At 41.7% G+C, this 26,206-nt stretch carries 21 protein-coding genes; 2 read left to right on the forward strand and 19 right to left on the reverse strand.

The features are described from left to right. Positions 1 to 143 precede the first annotated feature (143 nt). The 8 genes from HMPREF9075_RS04320 to HMPREF9075_RS04355 form a co-directional block, all read right to left on the reverse strand. Entirely contained in the window at positions 144 to 1,301 is a 1,158-nt protein-coding gene (locus HMPREF9075_RS04320; RefSeq protein ID WP_009415281.1) for a DUF1735 and LamG domain-containing protein, read from the reverse strand. Positions 1,302 to 1,314: 13 nt separating this feature from the next. After that, entirely contained in the window at positions 1,315 to 2,448 is a 1,134-nt protein-coding gene (locus HMPREF9075_RS04325; RefSeq protein ID WP_009415282.1) for a glycoside hydrolase family 18, read from the reverse strand. Between the two features lie 20 nt (positions 2,449 to 2,468). Continuing rightward, positions 2,469 to 4,067, reverse strand: coding sequence for a RagB/SusD family nutrient uptake outer membrane protein (locus HMPREF9075_RS04330; protein ID WP_009415283.1), 1,599 nt, complete (start codon positions 4,065 to 4,067; stop codon positions 2,469 to 2,471). A gap of 4 nt (positions 4,068 to 4,071) precedes the next feature. Further along, positions 4,072 to 7,113 (reverse strand): SusC/RagA family TonB-linked outer membrane protein, encoded by a 3,042-nt coding sequence (locus tag HMPREF9075_RS04335; protein ID WP_009415284.1) that lies wholly within the window; start codon positions 7,111 to 7,113, stop codon positions 4,072 to 4,074. A 185-nt stretch (positions 7,114 to 7,298) separates the two neighbouring features. Further along, positions 7,299 to 9,425 carry a GH92 family glycosyl hydrolase gene (locus HMPREF9075_RS04340; RefSeq protein WP_157049220.1) on the reverse strand — a complete coding sequence of 709 codons (2,127 nt, stop codon included), beginning with the start codon at positions 9,423 to 9,425 and terminating at the stop codon, positions 7,299 to 7,301. A gap of 247 nt (positions 9,426 to 9,672) precedes the next feature. Continuing rightward, on the reverse strand, positions 9,673 to 10,566 hold the full coding sequence (locus tag HMPREF9075_RS04345) for a DUF3078 domain-containing protein (RefSeq protein WP_034556826.1): 894 nt from the start codon (positions 10,564 to 10,566) through the stop codon (positions 9,673 to 9,675). Between the two features lie 30 nt (positions 10,567 to 10,596). Beyond that, positions 10,597 to 10,911, reverse strand: coding sequence for an iron-sulfur cluster assembly protein (locus HMPREF9075_RS04350; RefSeq protein ID WP_009415287.1), 315 nt, complete (start codon positions 10,909 to 10,911; stop codon positions 10,597 to 10,599). A 3-nt stretch (positions 10,912 to 10,914) separates the two neighbouring features. Beyond that, positions 10,915 to 11,352: a SufE family protein gene (locus HMPREF9075_RS04355; RefSeq protein ID WP_009415288.1), complete on the reverse strand. Its 438-nt coding sequence runs from the start codon at positions 11,350 to 11,352 to the stop codon at positions 10,915 to 10,917. A 281-nt stretch (positions 11,353 to 11,633) separates the two neighbouring features. Here HMPREF9075_RS04355 and HMPREF9075_RS04360 point away from each other — a divergent pair, with 281 nt between their 5' ends. Next, positions 11,634 to 13,565: an LTA synthase family protein gene (locus tag HMPREF9075_RS04360; protein ID WP_009415290.1), complete on the forward strand. Its 1,932-nt coding sequence runs from the start codon at positions 11,634 to 11,636 to the stop codon at positions 13,563 to 13,565. Here the strand turns inward: HMPREF9075_RS04360 and HMPREF9075_RS04365 are convergent. The 11 genes from HMPREF9075_RS04365 to HMPREF9075_RS04415 form a co-directional block, all read right to left on the reverse strand. After that, positions 13,546 to 14,172 carry a hypothetical protein gene (locus HMPREF9075_RS04365; protein ID WP_009415291.1) on the reverse strand — a complete coding sequence of 209 codons (627 nt, stop codon included), beginning with the start codon at positions 14,170 to 14,172 and terminating at the stop codon, positions 13,546 to 13,548. The genes HMPREF9075_RS04360 and HMPREF9075_RS04365 overlap by 20 nt on opposite strands. Then, positions 14,172 to 17,456 carry a DUF2723 domain-containing protein gene (locus HMPREF9075_RS04370; RefSeq protein WP_009415292.1) on the reverse strand — a complete coding sequence of 1,095 codons (3,285 nt, stop codon included), beginning with the start codon at positions 17,454 to 17,456 and terminating at the stop codon, positions 14,172 to 14,174. Before HMPREF9075_RS04370 ends, HMPREF9075_RS04365 begins: the two co-directional genes overlap by 1 nt. Before the next feature lie 18 nt (positions 17,457 to 17,474). Then, on the reverse strand, positions 17,475 to 18,257 hold the full coding sequence (locus HMPREF9075_RS04375) for a superoxide dismutase (protein WP_009415293.1): 783 nt from the start codon (positions 18,255 to 18,257) through the stop codon (positions 17,475 to 17,477). A gap of 30 nt (positions 18,258 to 18,287) precedes the next feature. After that, on the reverse strand, positions 18,288 to 19,127 hold the full coding sequence (locus tag HMPREF9075_RS04380) for a prephenate dehydratase (RefSeq protein ID WP_009415294.1): 840 nt from the start codon (positions 19,125 to 19,127) through the stop codon (positions 18,288 to 18,290). Next, positions 19,127 to 19,813: a metal-dependent hydrolase gene (locus HMPREF9075_RS04385; protein WP_009415295.1), complete on the reverse strand. Its 687-nt coding sequence runs from the start codon at positions 19,811 to 19,813 to the stop codon at positions 19,127 to 19,129. The genes HMPREF9075_RS04380 and HMPREF9075_RS04385 overlap by 1 nt, the downstream gene beginning before the upstream one ends. Positions 19,814 to 19,847: 34 nt before the next feature. Further along, positions 19,848 to 20,750, reverse strand: coding sequence for a 1,4-dihydroxy-2-naphthoate octaprenyltransferase (gene menA / locus HMPREF9075_RS04390; protein ID WP_009415296.1), 903 nt, complete (start codon positions 20,748 to 20,750; stop codon positions 19,848 to 19,850). Continuing rightward, the gene (gene obgE / locus HMPREF9075_RS04395) at positions 20,747 to 21,754 is read right to left on the reverse strand and encodes a GTPase ObgE (RefSeq protein ID WP_009415297.1); all 1,008 of its coding nucleotides are present in this window, start codon (positions 21,752 to 21,754) and stop codon (positions 20,747 to 20,749) included. Before obgE ends, menA begins: the two co-directional genes overlap by 4 nt. Next, on the reverse strand, positions 21,754 to 22,878 hold the full coding sequence (locus tag HMPREF9075_RS12815; protein WP_009415298.1) for an adenylate kinase: 1,125 nt from the start codon (positions 22,876 to 22,878) through the stop codon (positions 21,754 to 21,756). The genes obgE and HMPREF9075_RS12815 overlap by 1 nt, the downstream gene beginning before the upstream one ends. Positions 22,879 to 23,049: 171 nt before the next feature. Continuing rightward, positions 23,050 to 23,730 carry a hypothetical protein gene (locus HMPREF9075_RS04405; protein ID WP_009415299.1) on the reverse strand — a complete coding sequence of 227 codons (681 nt, stop codon included), beginning with the start codon at positions 23,728 to 23,730 and terminating at the stop codon, positions 23,050 to 23,052. Between the two features lie 210 nt (positions 23,731 to 23,940). Further along, positions 23,941 to 24,660: a nitroreductase family protein gene (locus tag HMPREF9075_RS04410; protein WP_009415301.1), complete on the reverse strand. Its 720-nt coding sequence runs from the start codon at positions 24,658 to 24,660 to the stop codon at positions 23,941 to 23,943. 91 nt (positions 24,661 to 24,751) lie between these two features. Then, on the reverse strand, positions 24,752 to 25,555 hold the full coding sequence (locus HMPREF9075_RS04415; protein WP_009415302.1) for a tyrosine-type recombinase/integrase: 804 nt from the start codon (positions 25,553 to 25,555) through the stop codon (positions 24,752 to 24,754). 173 nt (positions 25,556 to 25,728) lie between these two features. Between HMPREF9075_RS04415 and HMPREF9075_RS04420 the strand changes: the two genes are divergently transcribed. Next, the coding region (locus tag HMPREF9075_RS04420; protein WP_232305060.1) for a restriction endonuclease subunit S at positions 25,729 to 26,206 on the forward strand (478 nt) is incomplete at its 3' end.

Raw genomic sequence — 26,206 nt, forward strand, 5'->3', positions numbered from 1 at the left:
TATCCTTCGCTCATCCTTCGCTCAAGGTTCGCTGAACCTTCGCTGGAGGAATAGTGTTTTAGAAATAAAAAAGAGCTGATGAGTATGGGCGCTCATCAGCTCTTTTTGATTACTTATTTTTATTACATTGATTATAGCTTGCGCTAATCGGCAATATCTACTCGCAAGTTTACTATATCTGGCTGAGTAGAGGGGCCTGCTCCACCGCTGTAACGACCATAACGTGAAGTTGCATCTAACTTATTCTTGCTTTGGTCTTTGATATAATATACTCCATTTTTTTCGTAACTATCGGTACCATTGAGTTTCCAATAACCGAATAGTCCTTCAGAATTAGGATCTACCCCTAAGCGATTGTTCTTTAGCTGGCTGGCAGTTCTTGCTACGTTCCAAATGCGGCACTCGCTCATTTTGCCTCGCCAAATACGGTTAGGGTCATAGTCGTAGGCATAGCCTATGAAAAATGGTCCTGTAAGGTTGAAACTGCTTACGCTGGCTGTCTTTTCAGCTACTTTTTCTCCATCAACAAATATTTCAGCCAGTTTGCTTGCTCCGTTAAACACAAAAGCTACGTGATACCATTTTCCTGTAACAAATTTCATTGCAGGGTTAAACTGTACATTACCTGCTATCTGTATTTGTTCGGCATCTACCGTAGTATCACCAAAACGCAATATTAGGTTACCTTCAGCCCCCATTACAGTACTAAGAAGTACAAAGTTATCTACGTATATCAGTGCCTCATAAGTAAGTGAATTAAACTTGGCATTGGTAGGCATAGGTATTGAAAGAAATTTACCATTAAAATTCATTACCTTGTTGATAACGATAGGCTTGGTAACTTCTATAAAAGTAGTTTTAGCCTCTACGGTGGGCAAACTTGCATCAACTATAGTTACGGGTACTACATAAGTACTGCCTTCGCCTATAGCCGAAAGGTTTCTCAGTACAAGTTTGCAAGGTTCTGCATAGATAGTACCACTTTTGATAGTAGCCGAATTGCGTTCTAAGCTGAAGTTTTCGGCAGGCATCATTCGGTACTTTGTTTCGTTCTTCGCATTATAGTCGGCTACCATTTGTGCATCGCCTATTTGGTAAGTAACATTTACATTTTCGCTGGTTATATCGGTAAGGCGAGCTGTGATATTAAACTCGTAAGAATTTACGTTTTCGCCTACTTTTAGCTTTTGTTGTGCTTTTTCAAAATACACTTTGGGTTCAAGCAAGCTTTTTTCTTTGTCTTTACAAGCGTAAAGGGCTAAGAAAGCTATAATTCCTATACAATATTTTATATATTTCATAATGAATTACTTTTTAGGGTTGTGGATTATTCTTTATATATTCCTTATGAGCTTTGTGCATCAAATAGATAGCCTTGCGTGTCCATTTATAGTCGGGCTTGTTGTCATAGTCGTTATCTATACGATAAGCACCTACCCCCCCTTTAGGCCCGTTGCTGGAGTTATAGACCGCTTGTTGCAAAAGTACTCCTCCTGATTGTGATGACGATTCGAAGTTATCTGTATAGATATGCTTCTTGGTGTTGTAGTATTCTTCAAAAGCTCTTGCTACACGCGACTCACGATAGTCAAGATGAGAGTCGCCATAGGCTTGCGAAATAAAGTAGTCAAAATAGGGTCCTGACTGTTTGCTCACCGACCAAAGCTCTCCATCTACTAATAAATAGCGTCTTTTTCCTGTATCTACAGTAGCTTTGGGACCTAAATATTTGCCAAGCTCTTCTACCAAAATGTGAAGATACCTTCCGTGATATCCCTTCAAGCTACCATCGCCATCACCAGCAACGTTAGGCTCCCAGTCTATATCCAAGCCGTCATAGTCATACTTCACAATAGTATCGCAAAGTGCTTTTGCATACTTCTTTATTGCAGCGGTATGGTCGTCCGAACCTTTCACGCCACTTGTATAGCCCCAATAAGCTTCTTGAGCCCTTCTTATCTTCTCGTTGATTTCCGATTCCGAGTCATTAGGGTTATCTGTTTTCACCTTATCGGCTATGCTTGATGGTGTAATACCTGTACCTATGTTGTGCAATATAAAGCACGCAAATACTTTGGTACCCTTCACTTTTTGCACATAAGCCTTATCGGCTTTCTTTGCCTCGCTGATGCCAAAAGGCGCACTCCACATCGATACCATATCTATACTATCAGGCAACGCTGCAAGATACCCTTTGCGCACACTGCCTTCGGGCGACCAGTTGCTAAACCAACCAAAAGATACTGGGCGACCGTAGTTCTCGGCTGTTTTTTTCCAAGCGCGCAAAGACGCGTAATAGTTATCGCGTTCGGCTTCGCTAAGGGTATTTTTTCCGCCGTTATGGTCTATTTCTTTAGCTTCTACGTCAGTCCATTTGCTACAAGAGGCTAAGGCAAGCCCCATAGCTATCACAACTGCCGAAATACTTTTTAGTAATATATACTTCATAATTGTATTTATTTTATTTGTTAGTTCTTTTTATCCCACCATAGTTTGGTACCGCCGTTGTTAGGGCCTCCTAATAGGCGAATCGCTCCTGCCAAAACAGCTTTGTCTTCGGTAGAGAGTTTGCTTTCGGGGTAAGGCAAGCGGCGTACTCCTTTATCGGTAGAAATTACACCCCCACTTTTGTTTTGGTCTACAGGGTGTAGTTTGGGGTAGCCTGTACGGCGCCATTCTGTCCAAGCTTCTTGTCCGTTAGGGTATAGGGCTATCCATTTTTGGGTAATAATCTTTTCCAATTTTTGTTCATCGGTACCGCCCCATTGGGTAGTAGCGGCGGTAGGAGCAGGAGCGCTACCAAAATAGTAAGTATCAAACTCGGCAGGCTCATTACCCGATGAAAGATAAGCACTCACTTTTGATATATCAATATTGTTTTCTGCAAATGAAGTTTCTACCCCTTTGCGGTAAAGATTTTCGGCAGTATCACCCATATTCCAACCTGCCAAAGCCCCTTCAGCTCTTAAAAAGTACACCTCCGATGCGCGTAGCCAATAAGTAGGCGTACTTTTTTCTATATTTGGCTTTGAAAAAGTATCAAAATAGGTAGAACCTTCTCCTAATCCTGCCAAGATACCTTGGTATTTAGCCCCTGCAAAAGGCACATTTTGTGCATAAGGACTTGTGCTTGGCTTGAAGTACGCCATTAGGCGAGGGTCTTCATACCCCACCAAGTAAGAATACATTGCCGAACCCATACGGCACTCTCCATATTGGTTGACAAAAGTTTCTATATTGTTTATAAAACTAAGTCCTGCCCCTTCTTGCATTTTTGCTTCATCAGCCTTATCGGTCATTACTCCCAATGGCTGATTGATAGCCTGTTCTGCATAACGTTGTGCTTTTGCAGGATCTACAAAGCGAATGCGCATCGCCAAACGCAACATTAGCGAATTGGCGTATTTTACCCACTTGGTTACATTACCTGCATATACGGCATCGTAGTCTGCCAATAAAGTACCTCCTTGTGTTACTTTGTTTTGCAACACGGCTATAGCTGCGGTAAGGTCATCAAAAAATGCTTGGTATACCTCTTCCTGACTGTCATAAGGCACACGGAAAAGACCCTTCCCAGCTTCCTTGTAAGGAATAGGCCCAAACATATCGGTTGCTTTGTGCCAAGCCGAGATTTTGAGTATTTGTGCCAAAGCAAAGGCTTCTGGAAAATTAGAGCTTTCGGCATTGGTTTTTACGCTGCTCCACAATGGCAATACTTTGGTATACGAGCTGTTGTACGAAGCCGAGTACCAGCCTTCCAACAAAAAGTAAGTAGTATTGTTATAACCATTGTTCCAGCCTTGGTTTTGGGCAAAATAGCCACTCCAAGTGTCGGCTGCCAAGTGATAGGCTATTTGGTATTCATTCACTACGTCTGTACCATCGGCTTGAGTACCTACAGGCACTACTTGTGCTTGTAGTGAGGTGATTTTAGCCCCAATAGTAATACCATCTTTTTTACCCATTGCACTTGTTATGCCAAAGGCATCGGTATTAATTTCTTCAAACTTGTTACAAGATAACAGTAACAAGCCGAGTACTGAGCTTATTAATATATTCTTTTTCATCGTATTACAATTTTGCTTTTATATTTAAACCTACACTGCGCAAGCTGGGTTGCATAAAGTAGTCATTTCCTTGCCCATAAGTAGCTGTAGAGGGGGTAAGCTCTGGGTCAAAAGGTGCTTTGTTGTATATCATCCACAAGTTGTTGCCTATGAGTGATAGGGTAAGCTCATCTATGTAGTTTTTAAACCACTTAGCAGGGAAAGTATAACTAAAAGTGAGCTCTTGCAAACGGACATTGGTAGCATCATAAGTGTAATAACCTGCGGTTTCACTCTTGCCTGTTGCTACTGCCTCGTAATATTTTTTGGCGTTGTATTTGCCTTGCCCTGGCAAGTTTACCCCTCCGTTATCACGTGCTATAGCCGAGTTTTTAGATACCCCAAAGCGGTCTAAAATAGCCTCAGTAGATGAATTGACAATACCACCAAAACGACCACTTAGCAAGAAGCTCAAGCCAAAGCCTTTGTATGAAAAACTATTGTTCCAGCCCAATAAGAAATCGGGAGTAGTACGCCCTAAATATACAGGGTTGATAGTCTCCATATCCAGCTCACCACTTTCAGGAATATTGATGTAGCCTTGATTGTCTTTTTTCAAGAATTTAGAAGCGTACACATCACTAATACTACCACCCACTTTTAGGATTGTTCTACCATTGTCTTTGCTCACCTCGTTGATGTTGAAAGGCTGATCGGTAAAGGGGTGACGATAGTTTTGTACCATTTTTTTAATTTCGTTCTTGTTGCGAGTGTATGACACAGATGAGATTACGTTTAGCTCGCCAAATTTGTTTTTATAGCTCACGTTTAGCTCGGTACCGCTGTTTTGCACATCACCTGCTTGCAAGTAAATATACTTATACCCTGTAGATTCGGGCAAGTTTGCCACAAAGGTTTGGTTGTAAGTATTAGAGCGATACCAAGTAGATTCTATATTGAAGTGTTTGAAAATGCGCAAGCTAAGCCCCAATTCATACGATTTGGTACGCTCTGCCTTAAAGTCAGAATAAGGGTAGATTTCTTCGGGCTTGATGATACCCCCTACAATCTTTTGGGTAATAGTACCAGGCGTACGACCCGACCACGCTATAGGCGAAGCCACCTCTGTGTATGAACTTCTTACCTTGAAGTAATTGATAAACTTCGGCATTTCGCCCATTTCAGATACCACTGCCGACATACCTATAGATGGGTAAAAATAAGACTCTTCAGCCGAGTTTACCAAGCGAGAATCCCACTCGTTACGACCTGACAAGGTAAGGTAAGCAAAACGTTTGTAGCCTATTTCGGCATTTCCAAATACCGCTACATTACGACGACGAGAGTCTCCAAAACCTTCTGATATTTTACCTTCCGAAGGGGTAATGTTTTGTATAGAAAACAAGTTGGGGGCTAATTGTAAATTGCCTTCATAACCTCTTTCAATAGCACTAAAATCTGAAAAGCTACCCCCTACGTTTAGCACTACATTCCAATCTTCAAAGAAAGTCTTGTTCATATTGGCAATGATATCCGAATAGAATTGGTGGTCGCTGTAGTTAGAATACTTGTAAGCTCCTTTAGGTTTTGCAAATTTTTCGTTGGACGAAGCGTAAAGTTTGCGTTCAAAATTTACGTATGATTTATCCATACGGGCACGAGCCGCTACGTTTGCCCAATCGTTGATTTTGTAGCTAAGCCCTGTGGTGAACATAAAGCGGTCTTTGTTATTAGAAGCCAAGTTGCGGTAGGCTGTCCAATATGGGTTTTGGTTACCAAATACACTTTCGCTGATAGGCCAATATTGTACAGGGAAATTGCGGTTGGTATCGTAACGTTCAAAGGTTTTTATCTTGTCAAAATCTTCTCCTCTGGGGTATAAATAAGCCGCTACTATAGGGTTCCAGTATTCACCTTGTGATACCATATTCATATCTTTTTGTTTGATATAAGAAGCCCCCAAATCTAACTGTACTTTTTCTTTGAAGAGTGCCGTAGTATTCCTGACGCTGAAGTTGTAGCGGTGGTAGCTGTTGTTGGGTACAACCCCATTAGCATCGGTAGTGGCTGCCGAAGCAAAAGTTTGATTTGTTTTGTTGCCCGAAGTAAGTGTAAACGAATTGATTATATTTGTACCTGTTACAAAAAAATCTTTAGCGGGGTCATAACTGCTGGGGGTTGCAAGTTTGCTACCCCAGCTGGTAAATTCGCCAGAGCGGTTGCCGTAGGTATTCTGAAACTTAGGCAAAATAAAAGGTCGGCTAAGCTCAGTTGAGTTGCCCACCGTAATTTGCATTTTACCTTCTTTACCTTTTTTAGTATTGATGAGGATAACCCCATTGGCAGCATTACTACCATAAAGGGCAGCTGCTGAAGGACCGCTAAGTACCGAAATACTTTCAATATCATCAGGGTTGAAATCGGCAATACCCTCACTGGTTACGCGCCCTTCACCTTTGATACCACTATCATCACCCCCTGATTTTGAATTGAATAATGGGATACCATCTATCACATATAGCACGTTGTTGCTACCTTCAATAGATTTTTCACCACGCATTACCACGCGGGTAGCTCCTCCTGCTCCTGAAGCACTTTTGTTGATTGTAATCCCCGCAACTTTACCATTGAGGCTATTTACAAAGTTGGGCGATTTTACTTTCGTAAGTTCTTCCGATTTCACCTGTTGCACGTTGTAGCTCAGTGCTTTTTCTTCTCGCTTAATACCCAAAGCAGTAACTACCACTTCGGTAAGCTGTTGTGCTTCTTCTTTTAGTACAACATCCAGTTTAAGCGTTCCTTTCTGCTTATCAACTTTTTTTGTTTGGGTACTATAGCCCAGCGAACTAAACTCAAGTAGCTGATTAGCTTCTACCTGAATTTCGTATTTTCCATCAAAGTCGGTTGATACGCCGTGTGTAGTGCCTTTCACCACTACACCCACCCCTGGTAAGGGTAAACCATCGTTACCAGTAACAACACCTGTTACTTGCACCTTGTTTTGTGCCATTAGCGAAACACTAAAGAGAGCACAAATGGTTAATAACATCAAATATTTCATCTTCATTATGCGTAGAAAAATAAATTAATCGCCGGCAAAATTAATATTTATTTAACAACCTGCAAGTTTTCATTAATATTTTTTTAACGCTTTGGTTTTTATTTTAAGATTTGATTGGGATATTTGATTGTAAATCAAAACAAAACGAACTATAATAGAAAGAATAAAATTTAGGCGCGAGCCGCATCGGCTTACTTAAACAGCAACTCGCCTCCTTGCATCAGCTGCTTATAGGTAATATAACGCTCCTTTACCAACTTATGATTTAAAAACACCTCATTACCTGCCGATTGTTCTTTTTCTTTCTTGATGACAAAGGTTTTCCCATTGTCTAAATTCAGTGTTATTTCCGAAAAGAGTGGCATCCCAAAGTAGAACTTGCCGTCTGCCGGATTTACAGGATAAAAACCTAAGGCTGAAAAGATATACCAAGCCGACATCTGTCCGCAGTCTTCATTACCACAATGCCCTGCGGGATTGTTGTGGTATTGGGTACGCATAATTTGCATAGCGCGGTGGGCTGCCTTTTGCGGTAGCGACCCAAAGTTGTACAAATAGGCTACGTGGTGGCTTGGTTCATTGCCGTGTACGTATTGGCCTATCATTCCTGTACTAAAAATAGGCAACTTTTCATCGGGGTTTACTCGCAAAGAAAACATATCGTCAATAGCATTTTCAAAGGCTTGCGCCCCACCCATAGCCGTTACTAAGCCCGAAACGTTATGCGGCACAAACCAGCGGTAGTGCCAAGCGTTGCTCTCACAAAAATAAGGGGTGTATTCCTTCGGATTGAAAGGAGTAATAAACTTTCCTGCACTATTTTTGGGGCGGAAGAAAAGTGTTTCTGTATCAAAAAGATTACGCCAGTTTTCAGCTCGCTTGCCAAAATAGTCCGCATCTTCTTTTTTGCCTAAGGCTGCTGCAAATTGTGCCACACACCAATCGTCATAGGCGTATTCCAAACTTTTTGACACCGACCAGTTTTCGCCCGATTTGTCTAAATCGTAAGGTATATAACCATATTTTTTGTACAAGTCTATTTCGCGTTCATCGCTCATTGCACTGGCTTTGCAGGCTTCGTAAGCCAAATTAGCATCTATGGGCAAGCCTTTTAGGTAGGCATCTACTACAACAGGCACTGCGTGATAACCTATCATCATATTGGTTTCGCCGCCTTGCATACTCCAAACGGGCAGCGTTCCGTTTTCTTTATAATGAGCCAAAAAGCTATTGATAAATTGTACATTCGTTTGTGGGTGCAAGATAGTATACAAAGGGTGGGCTGCCCTGAAAGTATCCCATAGCGAAAAAGTATCGTAACGCACAGGGGCTTTTACATCGGAATAGAGGTTGGGGGCGAGCATCGTTTGGTATAACATTGTATAGAAGATAGTACGCGTATCGTCATCGCCGCCTTTTACGATGATTTTCTGTAATTGCTGTTCCCAAAGGTTGTGTGCTTGCTCGCGGTATTCGTCAAAAGAAAAATGAGGGGCTTCAGCTTCCATATTCTGGTAGGCAGCTGCAATGCTATGCATAGAAAGTGCTGTTTTTAGCACTATGGTTTCGCCCTCTTGGGTAGTGCCGTAGTGGAGTACGATTTTAGAATTGTTGGTAGTATTGCTTTCGGTGGTTTGGGTGAGGGTATAATTCGCAAAAGGTTTTGATAGCTTTGTTACAAAATACACTTTTTGGTTGCGCGCCCAGCCTGTAGAGTAGCGATACCCCTCGATCGTAGTATCATCTACCACTTTTAGGTAGGTAGCTGTGGGCTTATCCCAGTTGATAGCATAGCCCAAATCTATAGTAATATCACTCTGATTATCTTGTGGGAAGGTGTAGCGTTGTACGCCCACACGTGGGGTGGCGGTAAGCTCTACGCCTATGTTATAGCTTTCGAGTTGCACGCGGTAATAACCTGCAGTAGCTGTTTCGGTGCCGTGCTGAAAATATGAAAAGGGCTTGTAGTTATTAGCCTCAATACGTTCGCTAAACTTGCTATTGGTGGGCATAGTGAGTATATCGTATAGGTCGCCTGCACCTGTACCCGAAAGGTGTGTGTGCGAAAAACCTGTGATGATACTATCGGGGTAGAAATAGCCTGAAATTCTATCCCAACCAGGGATTCCAATATCGGGGCTTAGCTGTACCATTCCAAAGGGGGTTGTAGCACCAGGGTAGGTATTACCAGTGCCGTCAGTACCTATAAAGGGGTTTACATAGGGCGTAAGGGGTTCGGGGGCATCAGTAGTGGGGGTGGTGTGGCACGCAAATAGCGTTAAGAGGGCTATAGCGGTTGTAACTTTTAGTAATCTCATTATAATATTTTTCAGGTTATAGGGCAAAGTTACAACTTTTTTTTGATAATACAACCAAAAAACAGGCTGTCTGAAAAGTTTTGTTTTGTGAGGGCGATTTGCCAATCGCCCCTACAATGTGAATAAAAGTGATTGATTATCAGAGTAATTAACTTTGTCAAACTTTGAAAGTTTGACAAAGTGTGGGGCGCAGTAAAAAAAAATGCGAGCCAATAAATGAGCTCGCATTTCTTATATTGTCGTTTTATTATTTAAGTTTGTAAGTAAGTCCTACGCCTAATACTTCGCGTATTTGGAATGCTTTAGCTGCATTGTCATCATAAATAGCTTGGAAAGTAAAGTTTGCACTCAAATATTTGTTGATAGACATTACTATATTAGCTGTATAATCTATATCTATATTCTGAGGTTTATCTAAATAGTTGCTATAAAGACCGAGTATGTTCTCAAAGCTTACGTTATCCATCGGAGCGAATTTGTAGTAAGCATTGAGCGAGAAACCGAGCTCGTAACGCAATGTTTTACCTTTTTCAACGCCATAAAAACTTCCAAACTCTGTCCAGCGTTTAGCTGCTGTAGTAAGTTTTGAGGTTGCAGGCGCTAAGTTCACTTTCAAGTTGTCGTTTTTCTTCCACAACATACCAGGACCAAATTGTATATACCCTGGTGAAAGGAGTGAGTTTATCCAAGTGCGGTCGGTAGTGGTATATTTGTAACCATCAGCCATTTGGGTTTTGAAGTTGAAGAAGAAAGAGGCATACCAAGTGTTGGATAGCTGGTACCCTGCTACTGAGTTGACTTCAAAACGGTCATTGGTTTTGCGAGTGTATTTGTCGCTTTCCAATTTAGTTAAACCATAGTCGATATATAGGTTGTTATCCCACGCCCATTTGTCTTTTTTGTAGTTAAGTGAATAACTTACAGCAAGGTTGGCAGCAAGGTTGTTAGTACCTCCACCTGTCCAATCGTGGTTGAATGCTGATTGCGAAAACATTAGCGATGCATTACCGCCTTTGCTCCAGTGAGGGGCAGGTGCTGCTTCTTCGGCAGGAGCCACTGTTGGGTCTTGCGCTACACCGTCTTCTTGTGCGAAAATTGCCATTGTTGACAATAGGCATACTGAAAATAAAATTTTTTTCATAAGTGATATAAGTAAATTATTTATTATTAGTTACAAAAATCCGAGTTCTAATTTTGCCACTTCGCTCATCATATCTTGGTTCCAAGGTGGGTCGAAGGTAAGTTCAACGATAGTTTCGTGTACTTCGTCTATACTTTGTACTTTTTCTTTCACTTCCATTGGCAACGCCTCTGCTACGGGGCAATTGGGCGAGGTGAGTGTCATTAGTATTTTTACATCGTTTTGTTCGTTTACGAACACGTCATATACAAGACCGAGTTCGTAAATATCTACGGGTATTTCGGGGTCGTAAATGCCTTTCAATACCTCTACTATTTTTTCGCCTAAGGCTTCTGTGTCTACCATTATTTAATTCTGAATTTTGAATTTTGAATTTTGAATTATATCAAGTGCATATTTTTTCATTTGTGTAAGCATACTTACTAGTCCGTTGGCACGTGTGGGCGAAAGATGCTCTTTGAGTTGTATTTTATCAATGAACGCTGTATCGGCTGCTGCAATTTCTTGGGGGGTATGCCCTGTGAACACACGCACCAAGAGTGCTACAATGCCTTTGGTAATAATAGCATCGCTATCGGCAGTAAAGTGTATCAGAGAGCCATCGTACTGGGCGTGCAACCACACTTGGCTTTGGCAGCCTTTGATGAGGTATTGGTCGGTTTTGTATTTTTCGTCTATTAGGGGGAGGCTTTTGCCGAGTTCTATGAGATATTCGTAACGTTGCGTCCAATCTTCAAAGAATGAAAATTCGTCAATAAGTTGGTTTTGAATTTCTTGTATCGTCATACAGTTGTGATTTAGGGTGCAAAGGTACGAAATAATTATGAATTATTAATGAATTAGTGAATTAAAATAGTCTTAGTCTTTAGTCGGTGCGTTATCCTTCGCTAAACCTTCGCTCATCCTTCGCTGAACCTTCGCTCATCCTTCGCTCAGGGTTCGGTGTAGGAATGTGGGATAAACCGGATAGGGGTATCGTTGTTTTTACCAAAATGTATGCCATATTTTGATGACTAATAACTGATTTAAATTTCGTATCTTTGCGGCGTTTATTAAACTTTATTATAATGCGTTTTAAAGAGTATAAAATTCTTTTCTACAGGTTGTTACTTGTGTATGTTGCTTATTTTTTAGCTCGATTGGCTTTTTTTGGCTTCAACCATTCGCACCTTATCGTAGATGGTATTAGCGATTTGGCTAGATTGTGCTTTTACGGATTGCTGTTCGACACTACGGCTATTATCTATGTAAATTTGCTTTTTATCTTCCTCAGTATCCTTCCTTTGAAGGTAAATACGCAAGGGTGGTATCAAAAGGTATTGTTCTGGTGTTATTTTTTGATGAATATTCCTGCTTTTCTACTTAATTTCATCAATATTGCTTACTTTTCGTACAACAAAACAGGTCTTACTACCAACGATTGGGCATTGGTACAACACGAAGAAAACGCTTTGGGCTTGCTTATGGGCTTTTTAGTACGCTATTGGCTCATCTTTTTGTGCTTTTTAGTGCTGTGCGTGCTTTGGGTGATGGCTTATAAACGCATAGGTATTGCTCATAGGGCTGTGGTACGCCCTTTGCGCTATTTTACGACTTCGGTAGTGTTTATTTTAGTACTCGCGCCTGTGTTGGTATTTGGTATCAGGGGGATGAACTTCAGCCCTGGTGTGGTGCCGCTGAGTGTTATTGATGCCGGAAAATATGCACGCGACATTTCGCAAGTGCACTTATTGCTGAATGCGCCTTTTTCGGTAATACGAACGATGAATAAGAATAAAACTTTTAGAGAATATAACTTTACCGATGAAAAGTATATTGAAGCGAATATCAAACCGATAAAGCAATACAAGCGGATAGTAACCGAAAAACCTAACGTGGTACTTATCATCTTAGAAGGTATGGGGGCTGAATATTTTGGATTGCTGAATGAGGGGTTGCCTATTGAGGGATACAAAGGGTATACGCCTTTTTTGGACTCGTTGGCACGCAAGGGGTTCTATTTCAGTAATATCTACTCGAATAGTGTGCATTCTATTGAAGGTATTTCGGCAGTTACGGCTGGGATGCCTACTTTTCAGAAACCTTTTGTAAATTCGGCTTATGCTCCGCAACGGAGCTTGGCTTCTATAGCGTGGGTAGCGCGCGACTTAGGTTACGAAACGCTGTTTGCGCACGGGGCTACCAATGGCTCGATGAGTATTGATGCTTTTGCTCGCCAAGTGGGGTACGAGCGCTATGTTGGCAGAACAGAGTTCAATGACGACCGCTACTACAACGGAAAGTGGGGAATTGACGATGAGCCTTTTTTGCAGTATTTCGCAAAGGAAATCAACAAAATGAAAGTTCCTTTTTTGGCAACGGTATTTACGCTTTCATCGCACGAACCTTATATAGTACCCGAACCGCACAAAGGGCGATTCAACAAAGGGGCTATGGAAATGCACAATGTGGTAGCCTATACGGATTTTGCTATCAGTCGCTTTTTTGAAACTGTAAAAAAAGAGGCTTGGTATGAGAATACTATTTTTGCTATTATCCCCGACCATACTACTGTGGATTATTACCCTTATTACCAACAGAAAATAACACACCATCGCATTCCTATCATTCTTTATAGTGCCAATAAAACCCTGATTCCGCAAGGGCATTCGGCAGTATTAGGACAGCAGATAGACCTTTTCCCTACCCTTGCCGACCTAATGGGGTATCAGAAGCCTTTCCGCTCGTGGGGGCGTAGCCTTATGAGTACTATTGCCGATGAAACTCCCCGTGCTTACGTTACCAATGCTCAATTCTACCAGCTGATGCAAGGCAATTACACTTATGTATTAGACCCCAATGGCGAGGTGGTGGGCGTATATGCTATTGACGACTACAACTTGAGCAAAAACCTAAAAGATGCGCAAGGCAATAATGAAGAAATAAAAAAAGGCATCGCCGATATGCGTGCCTTTATACAAGATTATAACGATAGGATTATCAATGATAAGCTAAAGTAAGATTGCGGAAAAGAATAGGCAAAAACAACTGAGGTAGCGCGCCCATAAGGTAGCTGAGTAGCACCGTGCGTATACGCTGATGGGTAAGGTATATTTGCACTGTTATATCTGCTCCGCTAAGAAATAACAAAAAGGCAATAATATAGGTCATATCTTTCTGAAAGAGAATACTCATCAGCAAAGTGAAGGTAGTGAGTGCCCCCATACCCATTGCCGACATATTACTGCGTATTTTGAAGAACAAAAAGAAGAGTATTGTAATACACCCCACCGTAAGCCCTATGATATAAAAGTGTATAAACGGAAACTTCTCAAAAGGAGTTATCCAAAAGGCTACTGACAGCAATATTACTATATAGCTGTACAGTAGCCATTTTTGTTTTTCATCGGGTATTAAAAAAGGATTTTCCAACCAATTAAATACAAAAAGGATAAGATATACCATCGTAGGTAATGCTACTGTTATAAGAAGTAGCAACAACCACGTAAGCCTTATTTCGCTTATGGTAAGAAAAATAGGAATGTGAAATAACACAATCATAGCCCCATAGATAGGAAACCATATAGGGTGCGCCAAAAACGATATGAGATAGTTATAGTAACGCATCACTCTAAGGTATCTTGTGTGGGGGCAGGGGGTTCGGGCAGCGTGTCGGCAGCTGAAGCAGGGTTGCCTAAAAAGTACTCTTCTAGCTCTTTATCGCGCATATAAAGGCGCACAGAACCTTTGAATATATCCCATTGCTTTTGGAAGAAAGCAGGGTCGTAATCTTTGGTTACAAGCAAGAGCTCGCCATAGCGGTCTACACAATATTGTATTTTGTGAGCGTTATCGTTTAGCTGAGCCGCAGGCAGATGGTTGTAGTAGTTCATTTCCTCTTGATACTTTTGGGCTATCTGCACTGCAATAGCTTGCGCTTTTTGGGGCTCACCCACTTGGTAATAACCTTTGATGAATGGCTCTAACGAAAAGTAATAACCATATGAAGCTACAGGCATATTTTTCATAGCAATATCCATCACTTCTTTAGCTTTATCGTTTTTGCCTTCTTTGATAAGCTGTTCGGTAAGGCGTGCCAAATTACCTCTAAAGATAATACTATTCTTACGAGTTTCGGGGTCTAAGTAAATATCCTCTCTACCCATATTGCCCCACGTCCATTGTTTTACGATATTGTACATCAGTTCGCTATCAATGCGCCCCATATCGTAAGGATTACTTTTATCAATAGGCGTTTTGATAGGTACCAGCTTATACACTAAGCCGTCCAACTGCAAGTAGTCTTTCATCCAAATATACTCAGCAGCATCCATACTACCGCCTGTAAAGTAGATAGGGCGTTTCCAATCGTTATTAGCAATGATATCAAGCATCAACACACGAGCCTTATCGATAGCGTTAGGCAAGGTAATATCTATATAATCTACTATTTTATCAGCATCTTCAGGTTTTACGATACCACTTTTTAGCACGTTTTCTTTATTTACAGGGATACGTATTTTATTGGTAGGGTAATAAAAGAAAGTTTGCTGATATTCGCCTCGCCCTCTCACCGATTGGGTAGCAGGATCGCCAGAGGTAATCCAATTCACGAAATCTTTGATATTCCAACGATTATCGGTGCGTTTTTGGTAATATACCGCCTCGCGCACGCCGTGAGCGTATTGGCTATGTACAATTTGCGAAGGTATGGGGTTACTTTCGTAAGCCTTGCGCTTCATTTGGTCTATATACCAATCGGTTTGCAAAAGACTTGTATTGATTACGCGTACATCGGTGCGGTAACCTTCAATCTCTTGGGCATACCACAACAAGAAAGTATCGTTATCGCCTATGGTAAATATCATAGCATCTTTATCTTTGGCGATAGATTCTAAGTAAGCATCGGCAATAAACTCAGCCGAATATTTTTGAGAGCGGTCGTGGTCGTCCCAGTTTTCGGCAGCCATTAGTAGCGGTACCGATAGCGAAAAAGCTACTGCGCCAATAGCTGTAACGTTAGGAGTCAGGTATTTTTTTATCAAGTCGTAGATTGCGTACACTCCGTAGCCTATCCAAATAGCAAAGGCGTAGAACGACCCCACAAGAGCGTAATCGCGCTCGCGTGGCTCGAACGGACGTTCATTGAGGTATATTTTTAGTGCCAAGCCTGTAAAGAAGAATAAAACGAGTATCACCCACGTTTGGCGTTCGCTCTTCACCGACATATAGAACAAGCCCAACAAGCCCAACAACAAAGGCAAAAAGTAATAAGTATTGCGAGCCTTGTTGTTTAGCACATCCGAAGGCAAGTTCTTTTGCGAACCCAAGTGCATCTCATCTACAAAAGGAATCCCCGACAGCCAGTTGCCGTGGTCGGCTTCCATTTTGCCTTGTATATCATCTTGCCTACCAATAAAGTTCCACGCAAAGTAGCGGAAATACATATAGCCAAATTGGTAGTTAAAAAGATACTGCATATTCTTCCAGAAGCTAGGTTTTTCTACTTCTATATAATCGCGGTACTCTGTCAAGAACTGATCGTAGCGCTCAGGAGGCATTGGGCGCAGGGTATTTTGCCTGTGCAACTCTTGCAGCAGCTGATATAGTTTAGGCTCTTCATAGGCTTCTTGGCTAATCTTGAAATCCAAATTACCCGTCAGCTTCATATAATTAGCAGCGTGCTGTGGGCTCCACATACGCGGCAAGAACCCTTTCTGATTTCTATTGGAAGCCACCTGAGCATTTTTATATTGGTTTACAATAATATACCTGCCCGTAGTGTAATCGCGCTCGTATTTAGGTTTGGCATCTTCATAAGGGTGTTCCTCATCTATGCCTGCGTATTTATCAGAATACATAGGTCCGTAAAACAAATGCGTTTCAGGATATTGCTCTAAGTTGTAGTACGCCAAAAGCAAACGCGCATCGGTAGGGCTATTTTCGTTGATAACCGTATCGGCATTAGAGCGTATGGGTATCATCAGCCACGATGAAAATCCTACAAATACAAACAACAAACACAAGGTAGCGGTTTGCAATCGCACATTGTTCTTTTTGTTGGCATATTGCAAGGTGAAGAAGAAAAACGCCACCACACTAAGTCCTGCAATAATTGTCCCCGAATTGAACGGCAGCCCAAAGGTATTTACAAAAAACACCTCTAAGTAACCAAAGTAAGCCAATGTGTAGGGTAATATCAGTTTGAATATCAGCAACAAAATTGCGATAGAAACTACATTGGCAATCACAAAATTGACAAATGTTTTAGGGTATTTACTGTTGAAGAAATACAGCATCCCAATAGCGGGTATCGTAAGCAATGCCATAAAGTGCACCCCAAACGAAAGACCCACTACCAGCGAAATCAGTAGCAACCAGCGGTCGCCACGCTCTTCTTGCAAGCTATCAGTCCATTTAATGCCGAGCCAAAACATCACCGACATAAAGAGCATCGCCATTCCGTACACCTCAGCTTCTACAGCATTGAACCAAAAACTATCCGAAAAAGTGTAAGCCAAGCCACCCACTACCCCACTGCCCATCAAAGCGATAACGTGCGAAGTGGTAAGGGTAGTTGTAGTGCGAAGGGCTATTTTTTTAGTGAGATTTACAATGATAAAATACAAGAAAAATACAGTGAAGGCACTCGATAGCACCGACATCATATTTACAAAAAATGCAATCTTATCGGCATTAGGAGCAAAAGCCGCTATAAAAGCCCCTACCATCTGAAAAAAAGGTGCTCCTGGAGGGTGCCCCACCTGCAATTTTGCCGAAGTGGCTATATACTCACCACAATCCCAAAAACTCACCGTAGGCTCTACCGTAAGTGTATAAGTGATTAGGGCAATGGCAAAAACCACCCAACCCATAATAAGATTGTATTTTTTAAAATCTTTCTCGCTCATTGTCGTTCTATAAGATAATTATTTGTAAAGAGTTTTTCCGTAAAGTTCGGCTACTTTATCCCAGTCAATCACATTGAAAAAATTAGCAATGTAATCGCCTCGTTTGTTTTGATATTTCAAGTAATAAGCGTGTTCCCACACATCCATAGCCAAGATAGGCACACCACTTACGCCTATATTGGGCATCAAAGGGTTATCTTGGTTGGCAGTGCTCACCACGCTTAGTTTTTCGTCATTTACTACCAAGAAAGCCCAGCCTGAACCAAAACGCTTGCTACCCGCTTCAGCAAATGCTTTTTTGAAGTTCTCAAAGCTACCAAAGTCGCGCTTAATAGCCTCCATCAGTGCACCTTTAGGCTCACCACCTCCTTTAGGTGATATTACCCCAAAGTACATATTGTGGTTGTAGTAGCCCCCCGCATTATTGCGCAAAGCAGCATTATTAGGGTCTAAGTTTTTAAGTACCTCTTCTATGCTTTGCGAAGCGTAGGGAGTACCTGCTACAGCTTTGTTCAGGTTGTGCAAGTAGCCCACATAGTGTTTAGAAAAGTGAATGTACATTGTTTCGGCATCAATATAGTCAGCCACAGCATCATAATCGTAAGGCAGTGGTATTACTGCAAAAGCTCCTTTGTCGGCTTTTGTTACTACATCTGTGGGTTTGCCGTAATCTTGCTTGTGGCAAGATTTTTCAGTTTTTTTGCACTTTTTAGATTTCTTTTCTTGGGCATAAGTAGTTCCCACGCCCATTGCCATTGCCAACGCTATGGCCGCAACAGTAAATGTTCTTTTTAGTAACATAGTTCGTTTTTTATTAGTGATTTGTTTTTATTATTTATCATTGCGATGCTCTTTATACACCCCCAGCACTTTCAGCTCTTCGGTCATTACCTGTAGCAAATAAAGCGCCCGCTCATAGTTGCGAAGGTCATCAAAAGAAGCATCTACAAAGAAAGCGTATTTCCAAGGGGTATCAATCACAGGCATTGATTGTATTTTGCTCATATTCAGCTCGCAATCGCGCAATACGTTTAGCACTGTAGCTAGGCTACCACTTTTGTCGTACAACTGAAACTTCAGCGAAACCTTGTTGCAATCGTCAGTAGGCAATACAGCAGCAGCAGTGCTTAGCACTACAAAACGCGTTGCATTGCGCTGTATGGTTTGTATGCTATGCGCCAAAATATCCAAGTTGTAAAGGCTTGCGGCAGCACTCGATGCGATAGCAGCCACTCCCTTTTCGCCTTGCTCAGCTATTTGCTTGGCAGCCGTAGCAGTATCAGGAGCTTCCACCAGCCTAATGTGCGGCTTATCAGCAAAATAGTCTTTACATTGCAGCAAAGCCATATAGTGCGACCGTACCTCAGTAATATCCTCCAAAGTTTGCCCTGCAAGTGCCAACAAATGATGTTGAATATTCATATAGTACTCGCCCCGTATGTGCAAGTTGTGCTTATCTATAAGCGTATAGTTAGGCAGTATCGCACCTGCAATACTATTTTCAATAGCCATTACTCCCCACGCAGCAACCCCGCTCAAGAGCATTTGTACTAAGGTGTCGAAGTTTCGGCACTCTACCACCTCTATCGCTTTGCCAAAATAAGCCTCAGCAGCCTGATAGTGAAACGCCCCTTTAGTCCCCTGAATGGCAACTATTGTAGGCTTTCCCATTATATTTGTAGTTGTTGTCCTACATTCAGCAATATCAAGTCTTTGCCTTTAGCTTTAAAACCGCGTATAGCAGCCTCTTTATCATCTACTTTTATAAAGCGGTTCGTGTCGTAGTGATAGCCCAACACACGGTTGCACTTCACAAAGTCCGAAGCCATAATAGCATCATCTACATCCATAGTAAAGTTGCCCCCTATAGGTAGTACCGCAAGGTCAAGTTTATAGCGCACCGGAATAAGCTGCATATCAAAATGCAAAGCTGTAGCTCCCGCTATATAGATGCTTCTGTCGTTTGTTTTAATCACAAAGCCACAAGCACAACCACCACCAGCACCACCGTTATCAAAAGTAGAAGAGTGCAAAGCAGGAACCATTTTCACGCTTCCAAAGTTGAAGTCAAACGAGCCACCCAAATCCATAGGGTGCGCATTTTCTATTCCAAGACCAAAAAAGTGATTTGTAATCTCGTAGTTAGAAATAATTTGCGCTTTGGTACGTTTGGCAATAGCCTCCACATCGTAAGTGTGATCTTGTTGCGCAGTAGTGATGAGAATAAAGTCAGCAGGTACCGAATTGATGTCGATACTGCTTGCCAAAGGGTTATCGGAGATAAAAGGGTCTACCAACAAATGTGTGTTCCCAATTTTGATACCCACGCAGGCGTGTCCGTAGTAAGTTAATTCCATAGTTATTATGATAATTAAAAAGATATATTAATTTCTAACGACTCCCAAGCAATAGCAATACCGAAAGCAAAAACGTACTAAGTGCCACCACTTTCAGTTCCTTATCCAATAGCTTAAGGTCTTTATTTTGTCGTACCCTCAGCAAATGTGCTACCAAAGGCACAAATGCCAATATATAAAGCAGTTCCCATCGCATCTGCAAACGCCATACCGAGTAGCCCAGCATCGAAACCATAGCCAAAACCACCAAGTAATAATGGTAATATTTTGCCAGTTCAATACCCATCTTTACTACCAAAGTATGTTTGCCCGACTGCTTATCATTCTCATAATCGCGCATATTGTTCAGGTTCAGTACAGCCACACTCAGCAAGCCTATAGCAGTAGCAGGCAAAAAAATATAAGCAGGCAATTCTTGCCTATACAAAAAATAACTGCCTACAACACTTACCAAACCAAAAAATACAAATACAAATACATCGCCCAGCCCGCGATAGCCATACGCCGATTTGCCTACCGTATATTTAATAGCAGCTACGATGCACAAAGCCCCAAGAATGAGAAAAAAGAGTACATAGCCCAAATTCTCCAACCCAAAAGCTGCGTATATAAGTGCTATAGCCGAAAGAAACGACAAGGCAGCCGTAATTATCACCACGCGCTTTAGTTCGCTACGCGTGATAGCACCACTTTGCAGAGCCCGTTTAGGACCCAAGCGCTGGTCGTTGTCGGTACCCTTTACCCCATCGCCATAGTCGTTGGCAAAGTTGGAGAGTATTTGGAATAGTATGGTGGTGAGCAATGCCAGCACAAAAATATCAGTTCTGAACCCCTCTACATCTTCACGGCGAGCAATAGCACTCCCCGTAATAATCCCCGCCACCGATAGCGGCAAAGTGCGCAAGCGTGCTGCACTGATAAGCGTTTTTATTGTCATAGCTCAGTATTAATCATCGCCCACAACCTATCTTTAAGCACCTGCAACCCCTTACCCGATACAGACGAGATAAACAAGAAAGGCACATCGGCTAAACTTGCCTGTAACTCGTGGCGAAGGGCTTCAGTAAGCTCCTCGTCCAGTATATCAGCTTTAGAAATTGCTATCAATCGCTGTTTGTCTAATAGTTCAGGGTTATAAGCCTCTAGTTCGTTTAGCAAAATGCGGTATTCGGCAGCAATATCATCGCTATCGGCTGCTATTACAAACAGCAAAGCAGCGTTGCGCTCTATATGACGCAAAAAGTAATGACCTAAGCCTTTGCCTTCGGCTGCCCCTTCTATAATACCGGGGATATCAGCCATTACAAACGATTGATAGTCGCGATGTTCTACAATGCCCAAGTTGGGTTTTAGGGTCGTAAAAGGATAATCGGCAATTTTAGGCTTTGCCGAAGTAAGTACCGACAGCAGAGTCGATTTGCCAGCATTGGGGAAACCTACCAAGCCTACATCAGCCAATACCTTCAGCTCTAATAACAACTCGCGTTCTTCACCAGGTAAGCCAGGTTGTGCATAGCGCGGCGTTTGATTGGTAGCGGTGCGGAAGTGCCAATTGCCTAAGCCCCCTTTGCCCCCACGCAAGCAAATGATTTCTTGCGCATCTTCGGTAATTTCAAAGAGAACTTCCTCAGTAAGGGCATCTTTTACGATAGTTCCTAAAGGCACTTCTATATACACATCTTTACCATCAGCACCAAAACTACGGTTAGCACCACCCGCCTCGCCGTGGCTTGCTACAAAATGCTTCTGAAATTTAAAGTGGATAAGCGTCCAGAGGTGCTTATTACCCTTGAAGATAATATGCCCTCCCCTACCGCCATCACCACCATCGGGACCTCCTTTGGGTACAAATTTTTCTCGATGTAGGTGCATAGAGCCTGCGCCTCCTTTTCCTGATGCGGCGTATATCTTTACGTAATCGGTAAAGTTCCCTTCTGTCATTATTTACTTTTTATAAGGTCTATTGCTTGTGATAGACGCTGTGTAATTTCCTCGATACTGCCAATACCATCAATAGGATAATATTTGCCTTGTTGTTGGTAGTAAGCAATCAAAGGAGCTGTTTTTTCGTTGTATTCGGCAAAGCGGTTGCGTATTTTAGTTTCATCTTGGTCATCAGCACGACCACTTACTTTGCCGCGCTCTATGATGCGCTCTACAAGCACTTCATCATCAGCCTCAAGCGCCAATGTGCCGTGTATTTTCATATCTTTTGAAGCTAAAAAAGCATCTAAGGCTTCTGCTTGTGCAATAGTACGAGGGAAGCCATCGAATATAAACCCTTTAGCATCAGGATTTTTGGCTACTTCTTCTTGTAGCATTTTTATAGTAACATCATCGGGCGCAAGGTCGCCGCGGTCGGTATATGAGCGCACCAAACGTCCTAATTCGGTTTCGTTTTTGATGTGATAACGGAAAATATCACCTGTTGAGATGTGTACTAATCCGTATTTTTCTTTTAAGAATGCGGCTTGTGTGCCTTTGCCAGCTCCTGGCTTGCCAAAAAGTACTATGTTTGTCATTGTTAATGAGGTATTTAGTTGATATACTTCGGGAAGGTTACGCCCCAGTTCGTCATAATCTAAGCCGTAGCCTACAATAAAGCGGTTGGGGATAGGTTTCCCTACGTAATCTATTTTCAAATCTTTGGTATAGGCATCGGGCTTAAAGAAAAGCGTAGCGATGCGGAAAGAATGTACCTTTTTATCAGCAAAGATACGATAAATTTCTTCAAGTGTATTGCCTGTATCTACAATATCTTCTATCACAACTACATCTTTTCCTTCTAAATCATCGGAAAGACCAATGAGGTGATGTATTTTTCCTGAGCTTTGAGTTCCCTCATAAGAAGCCATTTTTACAAACGACAACTCGCAGAGCCCTTTGTAACGCCTCACAAGGTCGGCAGCAAACATAAATGAGCCGTTTAGTATACATACGAATACGGGGCGGCTATCGCCTAAATCTTGATAGATTTCATCTGCCACTCGCGCTACTATTTCCTGCAATTGTACTGCAGTTACGTAGGGTTCAAAAGTTTTGTCGTGTAATTTAATAAGTGACATTTTATATAATTTTTTGTTGTTAATTTTGTATTAAGGTTGTGCCAGCCCTGCCAGCTTTCCTTCGTTCAACCTTCGCTCAACCTTCGCTCAACCTTCGCTCAACCTTCGCTTATCCTTCGCTCAAGCTTCGCTCAAGCTAACGACTAGCGACTAAGGACTAACGACTCATCCCTATGGTAATATTTCACCTACAGATATATCGCAGCGGTGCCCTGGTTGCCCGTGAGGAGGGTTAGGTTTGCCCGACCAGCCTGGCTCGGTAGTGCCTGTGTGTTGTTGGGCTTGTTGGGGGTCTATAACTACCTGTTGTTGTATGGTTTGTGCTGCGGGCTGTGCTGGGGCTGCTTGTTGTTGTGCAGGAGCACTATTTAGGGGCGCTCCTACAGGGATATCGCAACGATGCCCTGGTTGCCCGTGAGGAGGGTTCAGTTTCTCGCCATTAGCTCCCACATAACTTTGAGGTTGTGGTACTTGTACTAACTGCTGCGTTTCGTTAGATACGGCTGGTAGTGCCGAAGGGTCTGTAGCAGTAGCGTTTGTTTGTACCTGATTGATTATCTGGCTATCGTTTGGAAGCGGAGCCCCTACGGCTATATCGCAACGGTGCCCTGGCTCGCCGTGTGGAGGGTTCAGCATCACCCCTTGTGCGCCTCCTGCCGAAGCTGTAGGCATTGCCAAGTTGTTGTTATTAGCATTGCCAAAAGGGTTGCCCTCTCTGCCTTTTTCACGCTGAGATTCAGCCATTTGCGTATTGGCAAGTGCTTCTTCATCTACGGCTATTTCGGTTGGAGTATTATTACAAGCAGCCAAGCCAAGAAGCGCAAAAGCAAAATATGAGAAACGTATTTTCATTGTTAGATTTTTATATTTGAAACATTCAATGCGCAAAGGTACAAAATTATTTTGAATTTTGAATTTTCCATTTTCATTTTTTTACACAAGTGTTTAGTCATTCGTAAATTCGGCAAATTGAGCAATGAACTCATTATCTCATTTTTTAGTATAATAGCTAATAGCAACTAAAAGAGTAAAAGTTATATTGTAAGTTTTATATTTGAACTGTTAAACATTATGCTTGTACACTTCTTCAAACGGCAATCTAAACCTTTCTCCCCAGATACCACGTTCTTCACGAATCCCACAAGTGACAACCATACTCACCTCAGCCCCATAAGGTAGGTGTAACAATTTCTTAATACGATGGCTATCATACCCCCCTAACGGACAAGTATCGTAGCCTTGCTCAGCCATTGCTAACATAAAGGTTTGCGCTACAAGTCCGCAGCTTTTATGTACTTCTACGCGTATATCACCTTCAGAGAGTTCTCGCACCATAGGGCGAAACCAACCAATTACTCCAGAGAGTTTGCGGAAAGCTCCTAATAAACCAAAAAACCGACTATACACAAAGGGGATTAGTTTCTGGTAATGGTTTTCTTTATCTTTAATGCGTTTGGCTTGCCTTTCGGGCGGACTGTTGCGCTGTATATTACCGCGTTCAAATTCCAAAATCATCTTGGCGTGCTGTCGGTGTTTGTCTTGACGGGTGACGAACACCACCATCTGTTGTGCTGTGCTTGCTGTAAGCTGGCTGAGGCAGGCGTGTGCTAATTTTTCTAACAAAGCTTTATCAGTAATATGGTACATCTCGTATAGTTGCATATTGAAACCCGTAGGAGCTAAGGTAGCGAGCTTAAGGCATTCACGCACCTTTTCCTCACTGATGGGTGTAGGCGCATAATAGCGTACCGCCCTGCGAAAGTGTAAAATATCTTTTAACATATAGTCGTTAGGTGTTAATAAATTAAGTTAGTAACAATACTTTTAGTTTCAGGGAACAAAAGTACAAAATAATTTCTAAAAACTTACTATCTTACCAAGTGATAACTCTATCTACGATAGCTTGCTGCTCCGAAGCCGTTCTACGCAAATAGATACGAGTAGTCTCAATACTCTCGTGCCCCATAAGGTCTGCCAGAAGCGAAATATCATTAAAAGCCTCCAAGAAATTTTTGGCATATCTATGCCTAAATGAATGCGGATAAACCACTTGAGTATTCATACCATATTTCTCAGCAAAAGATTTAAGTTTTTGAGCAATACCACGCGTAGTAATACGTTCTCCTAAGCGATTAACGAAAAGATAGCCCGATGTTTTCTCTTGTGTTTTAAGCCATTGTGTAGCCTCATTGCGCAGTTGTTCAGGAATAAAAAGCCGCCTCACTTTGCCGCCCTTAGTATAAAGGTCAAAGTAACCAATCTGCACGTGTTCAGCTTTTATTTGGATAAGCTCACTAACCCTTGCACCGGTAGCTGCTAAAAAGCGCACCACGAAGTACCACATAGGGTTCTCTTCCTGTCGCAGTTGCTCTTTCAAGAAAAGGTAATCCGCCTGACTAATCACGTTTTCCAAATAAGTGCGCTGTTGTACTTTTACCGATTTAAGTCGAAGTTTAGGCTTACCGATATGTTCCAGAAATTTATTAAGAGCCTGAATGCGCAAGTTCACCGTTTTAGGTTTAAAATGCTCTATCAGGTAGTTTTTGTAGAACAAAAGGTTTTTCTTGTTGAAGGATTGGTATTTGCAGAGGAAGTCATTCACAGCAAATAGGTAGGCAGTAATTGTATTTTCAGCCATATTGCGCTCTTTGAGAGCAGTTTCAAAGGTTGTAACCATATCGTTTTGTTTTTTATGTATTAATGGGTACAATATAAGAAATAGTAAATAATATTTCCTAAGTTTCCTATTATGAGAAGTTCACCCTATCGGGCGAGGTAAAATGTATTGATGAGGAAATACCTTTTGAAATACCTAACGGGTGGGAGTGGTGTAGATTAGGGGATATCTCTATTTTTCTTTCTAGAGGTAAATCTCCTAAATATTCCGAGAAAAAAAAATATCCAGTTTTTGCTCAAAAGTGTAACTTAAAATCAGGAGGAATATCTCTTGACTGTGCTAAATTTTTAGATGAATCAACTTTGCCAAAATGGGGAGATGAATATAAATTAAAAGATAACGATATTCTTGTAAATTCAACAGGAACTGGTACAGTTGGAAGAGTTGGGATGTTCTCCAAAGAAATTCTTGGAGACTACCCATTTATTGTTCCCGATTCTCATATTTCCGTTGTTAGGTTATCTTCAAAAATGAATTCATACTATATTTATGAAGTTATGAATTCTATGATAATTCAGCAATATATTGAAGATAATCTTGCAGGTAGCACAAATCAAAAAGAATTATACATAGGTATACTTGAAAAAAGTCTTATTCCTCTTCCTCCATTTGCTGAACAGCAACGTATTGTAGAAAAAATAGAGGAACTTA

The sequence above is a fragment of the Capnocytophaga sp. oral taxon 332 str. F0381 genome (genome assembly GCF_000318275.2).
Lineage (GTDB): Bacteria > Bacteroidota > Bacteroidia > Flavobacteriales > Flavobacteriaceae > Capnocytophaga > Capnocytophaga bilenii.

Bases quoted from the DNA above. Each gene is read 5' to 3' on its own strand.
- HMPREF9075_RS04320 (WP_009415281.1), bottom strand. From the start codon at position 1,301: ATGAAATATATAAAATATTGTATAGGAATTATAGCTTTCTTAGCCCTT.
- HMPREF9075_RS04325 (WP_009415282.1), bottom strand. From the start codon at position 2,448: ATGAAGTATATATTACTAAAAAGTATTTCGGCAGTTGTGATAGCTATG.
- HMPREF9075_RS04330 (WP_009415283.1), bottom strand. From the start codon at position 4,067: ATGAAAAAGAATATATTAATAAGCTCAGTACTCGGCTTGTTACTGTTA.
- HMPREF9075_RS04335 (WP_009415284.1), bottom strand. From the start codon at position 7,113: ATGAAGATGAAATATTTGATGTTATTAACCATTTGTGCTCTCTTTAGT.
- HMPREF9075_RS04340 (WP_157049220.1), bottom strand. From the start codon at position 9,425: ATGAGATTACTAAAAGTTACAACCGCTATAGCCCTCTTAACGCTATTT.
- HMPREF9075_RS04345 (WP_034556826.1), bottom strand. From the start codon at position 10,566: ATGAAAAAAATTTTATTTTCAGTATGCCTATTGTCAACAATGGCAATT.
- HMPREF9075_RS04350 (WP_009415287.1), bottom strand. From the start codon at position 10,911: ATGGTAGACACAGAAGCCTTAGGCGAAAAAATAGTAGAGGTATTGAAA.
- HMPREF9075_RS04355 (WP_009415288.1), bottom strand. From the start codon at position 11,352: ATGACGATACAAGAAATTCAAAACCAACTTATTGACGAATTTTCATTC.
- HMPREF9075_RS04360 (WP_009415290.1), top strand. From the start codon at position 11,634: ATGCGTTTTAAAGAGTATAAAATTCTTTTCTACAGGTTGTTACTTGTG.
- HMPREF9075_RS04365 (WP_009415291.1), bottom strand. From the start codon at position 14,172: ATGCGTTACTATAACTATCTCATATCGTTTTTGGCGCACCCTATATGG.
- HMPREF9075_RS04370 (WP_009415292.1), bottom strand. From the start codon at position 17,456: ATGAGCGAGAAAGATTTTAAAAAATACAATCTTATTATGGGTTGGGTG.
- HMPREF9075_RS04375 (WP_009415293.1), bottom strand. From the start codon at position 18,257: ATGTTACTAAAAAGAACATTTACTGTTGCGGCCATAGCGTTGGCAATG.
- HMPREF9075_RS04380 (WP_009415294.1), bottom strand. From the start codon at position 19,127: ATGGGAAAGCCTACAATAGTTGCCATTCAGGGGACTAAAGGGGCGTTT.
- HMPREF9075_RS04385 (WP_009415295.1), bottom strand. From the start codon at position 19,813: ATGGAATTAACTTACTACGGACACGCCTGCGTGGGTATCAAAATTGGG.
- menA (WP_009415296.1), bottom strand. From the start codon at position 20,750: ATGACAATAAAAACGCTTATCAGTGCAGCACGCTTGCGCACTTTGCCG.
- obgE (WP_009415297.1), bottom strand. From the start codon at position 21,754: ATGACAGAAGGGAACTTTACCGATTACGTAAAGATATACGCCGCATCA.
- HMPREF9075_RS12815 (WP_009415298.1), bottom strand. From the start codon at position 22,878: ATGTCACTTATTAAATTACACGACAAAACTTTTGAACCCTACGTAACT.
- HMPREF9075_RS04405 (WP_009415299.1), bottom strand. From the start codon at position 23,730: ATGAAAATACGTTTCTCATATTTTGCTTTTGCGCTTCTTGGCTTGGCT.
- HMPREF9075_RS04410 (WP_009415301.1), bottom strand. From the start codon at position 24,660: ATGTTAAAAGATATTTTACACTTTCGCAGGGCGGTACGCTATTATGCG.
- HMPREF9075_RS04415 (WP_009415302.1), bottom strand. From the start codon at position 25,555: ATGGTTACAACCTTTGAAACTGCTCTCAAAGAGCGCAATATGGCTGAA.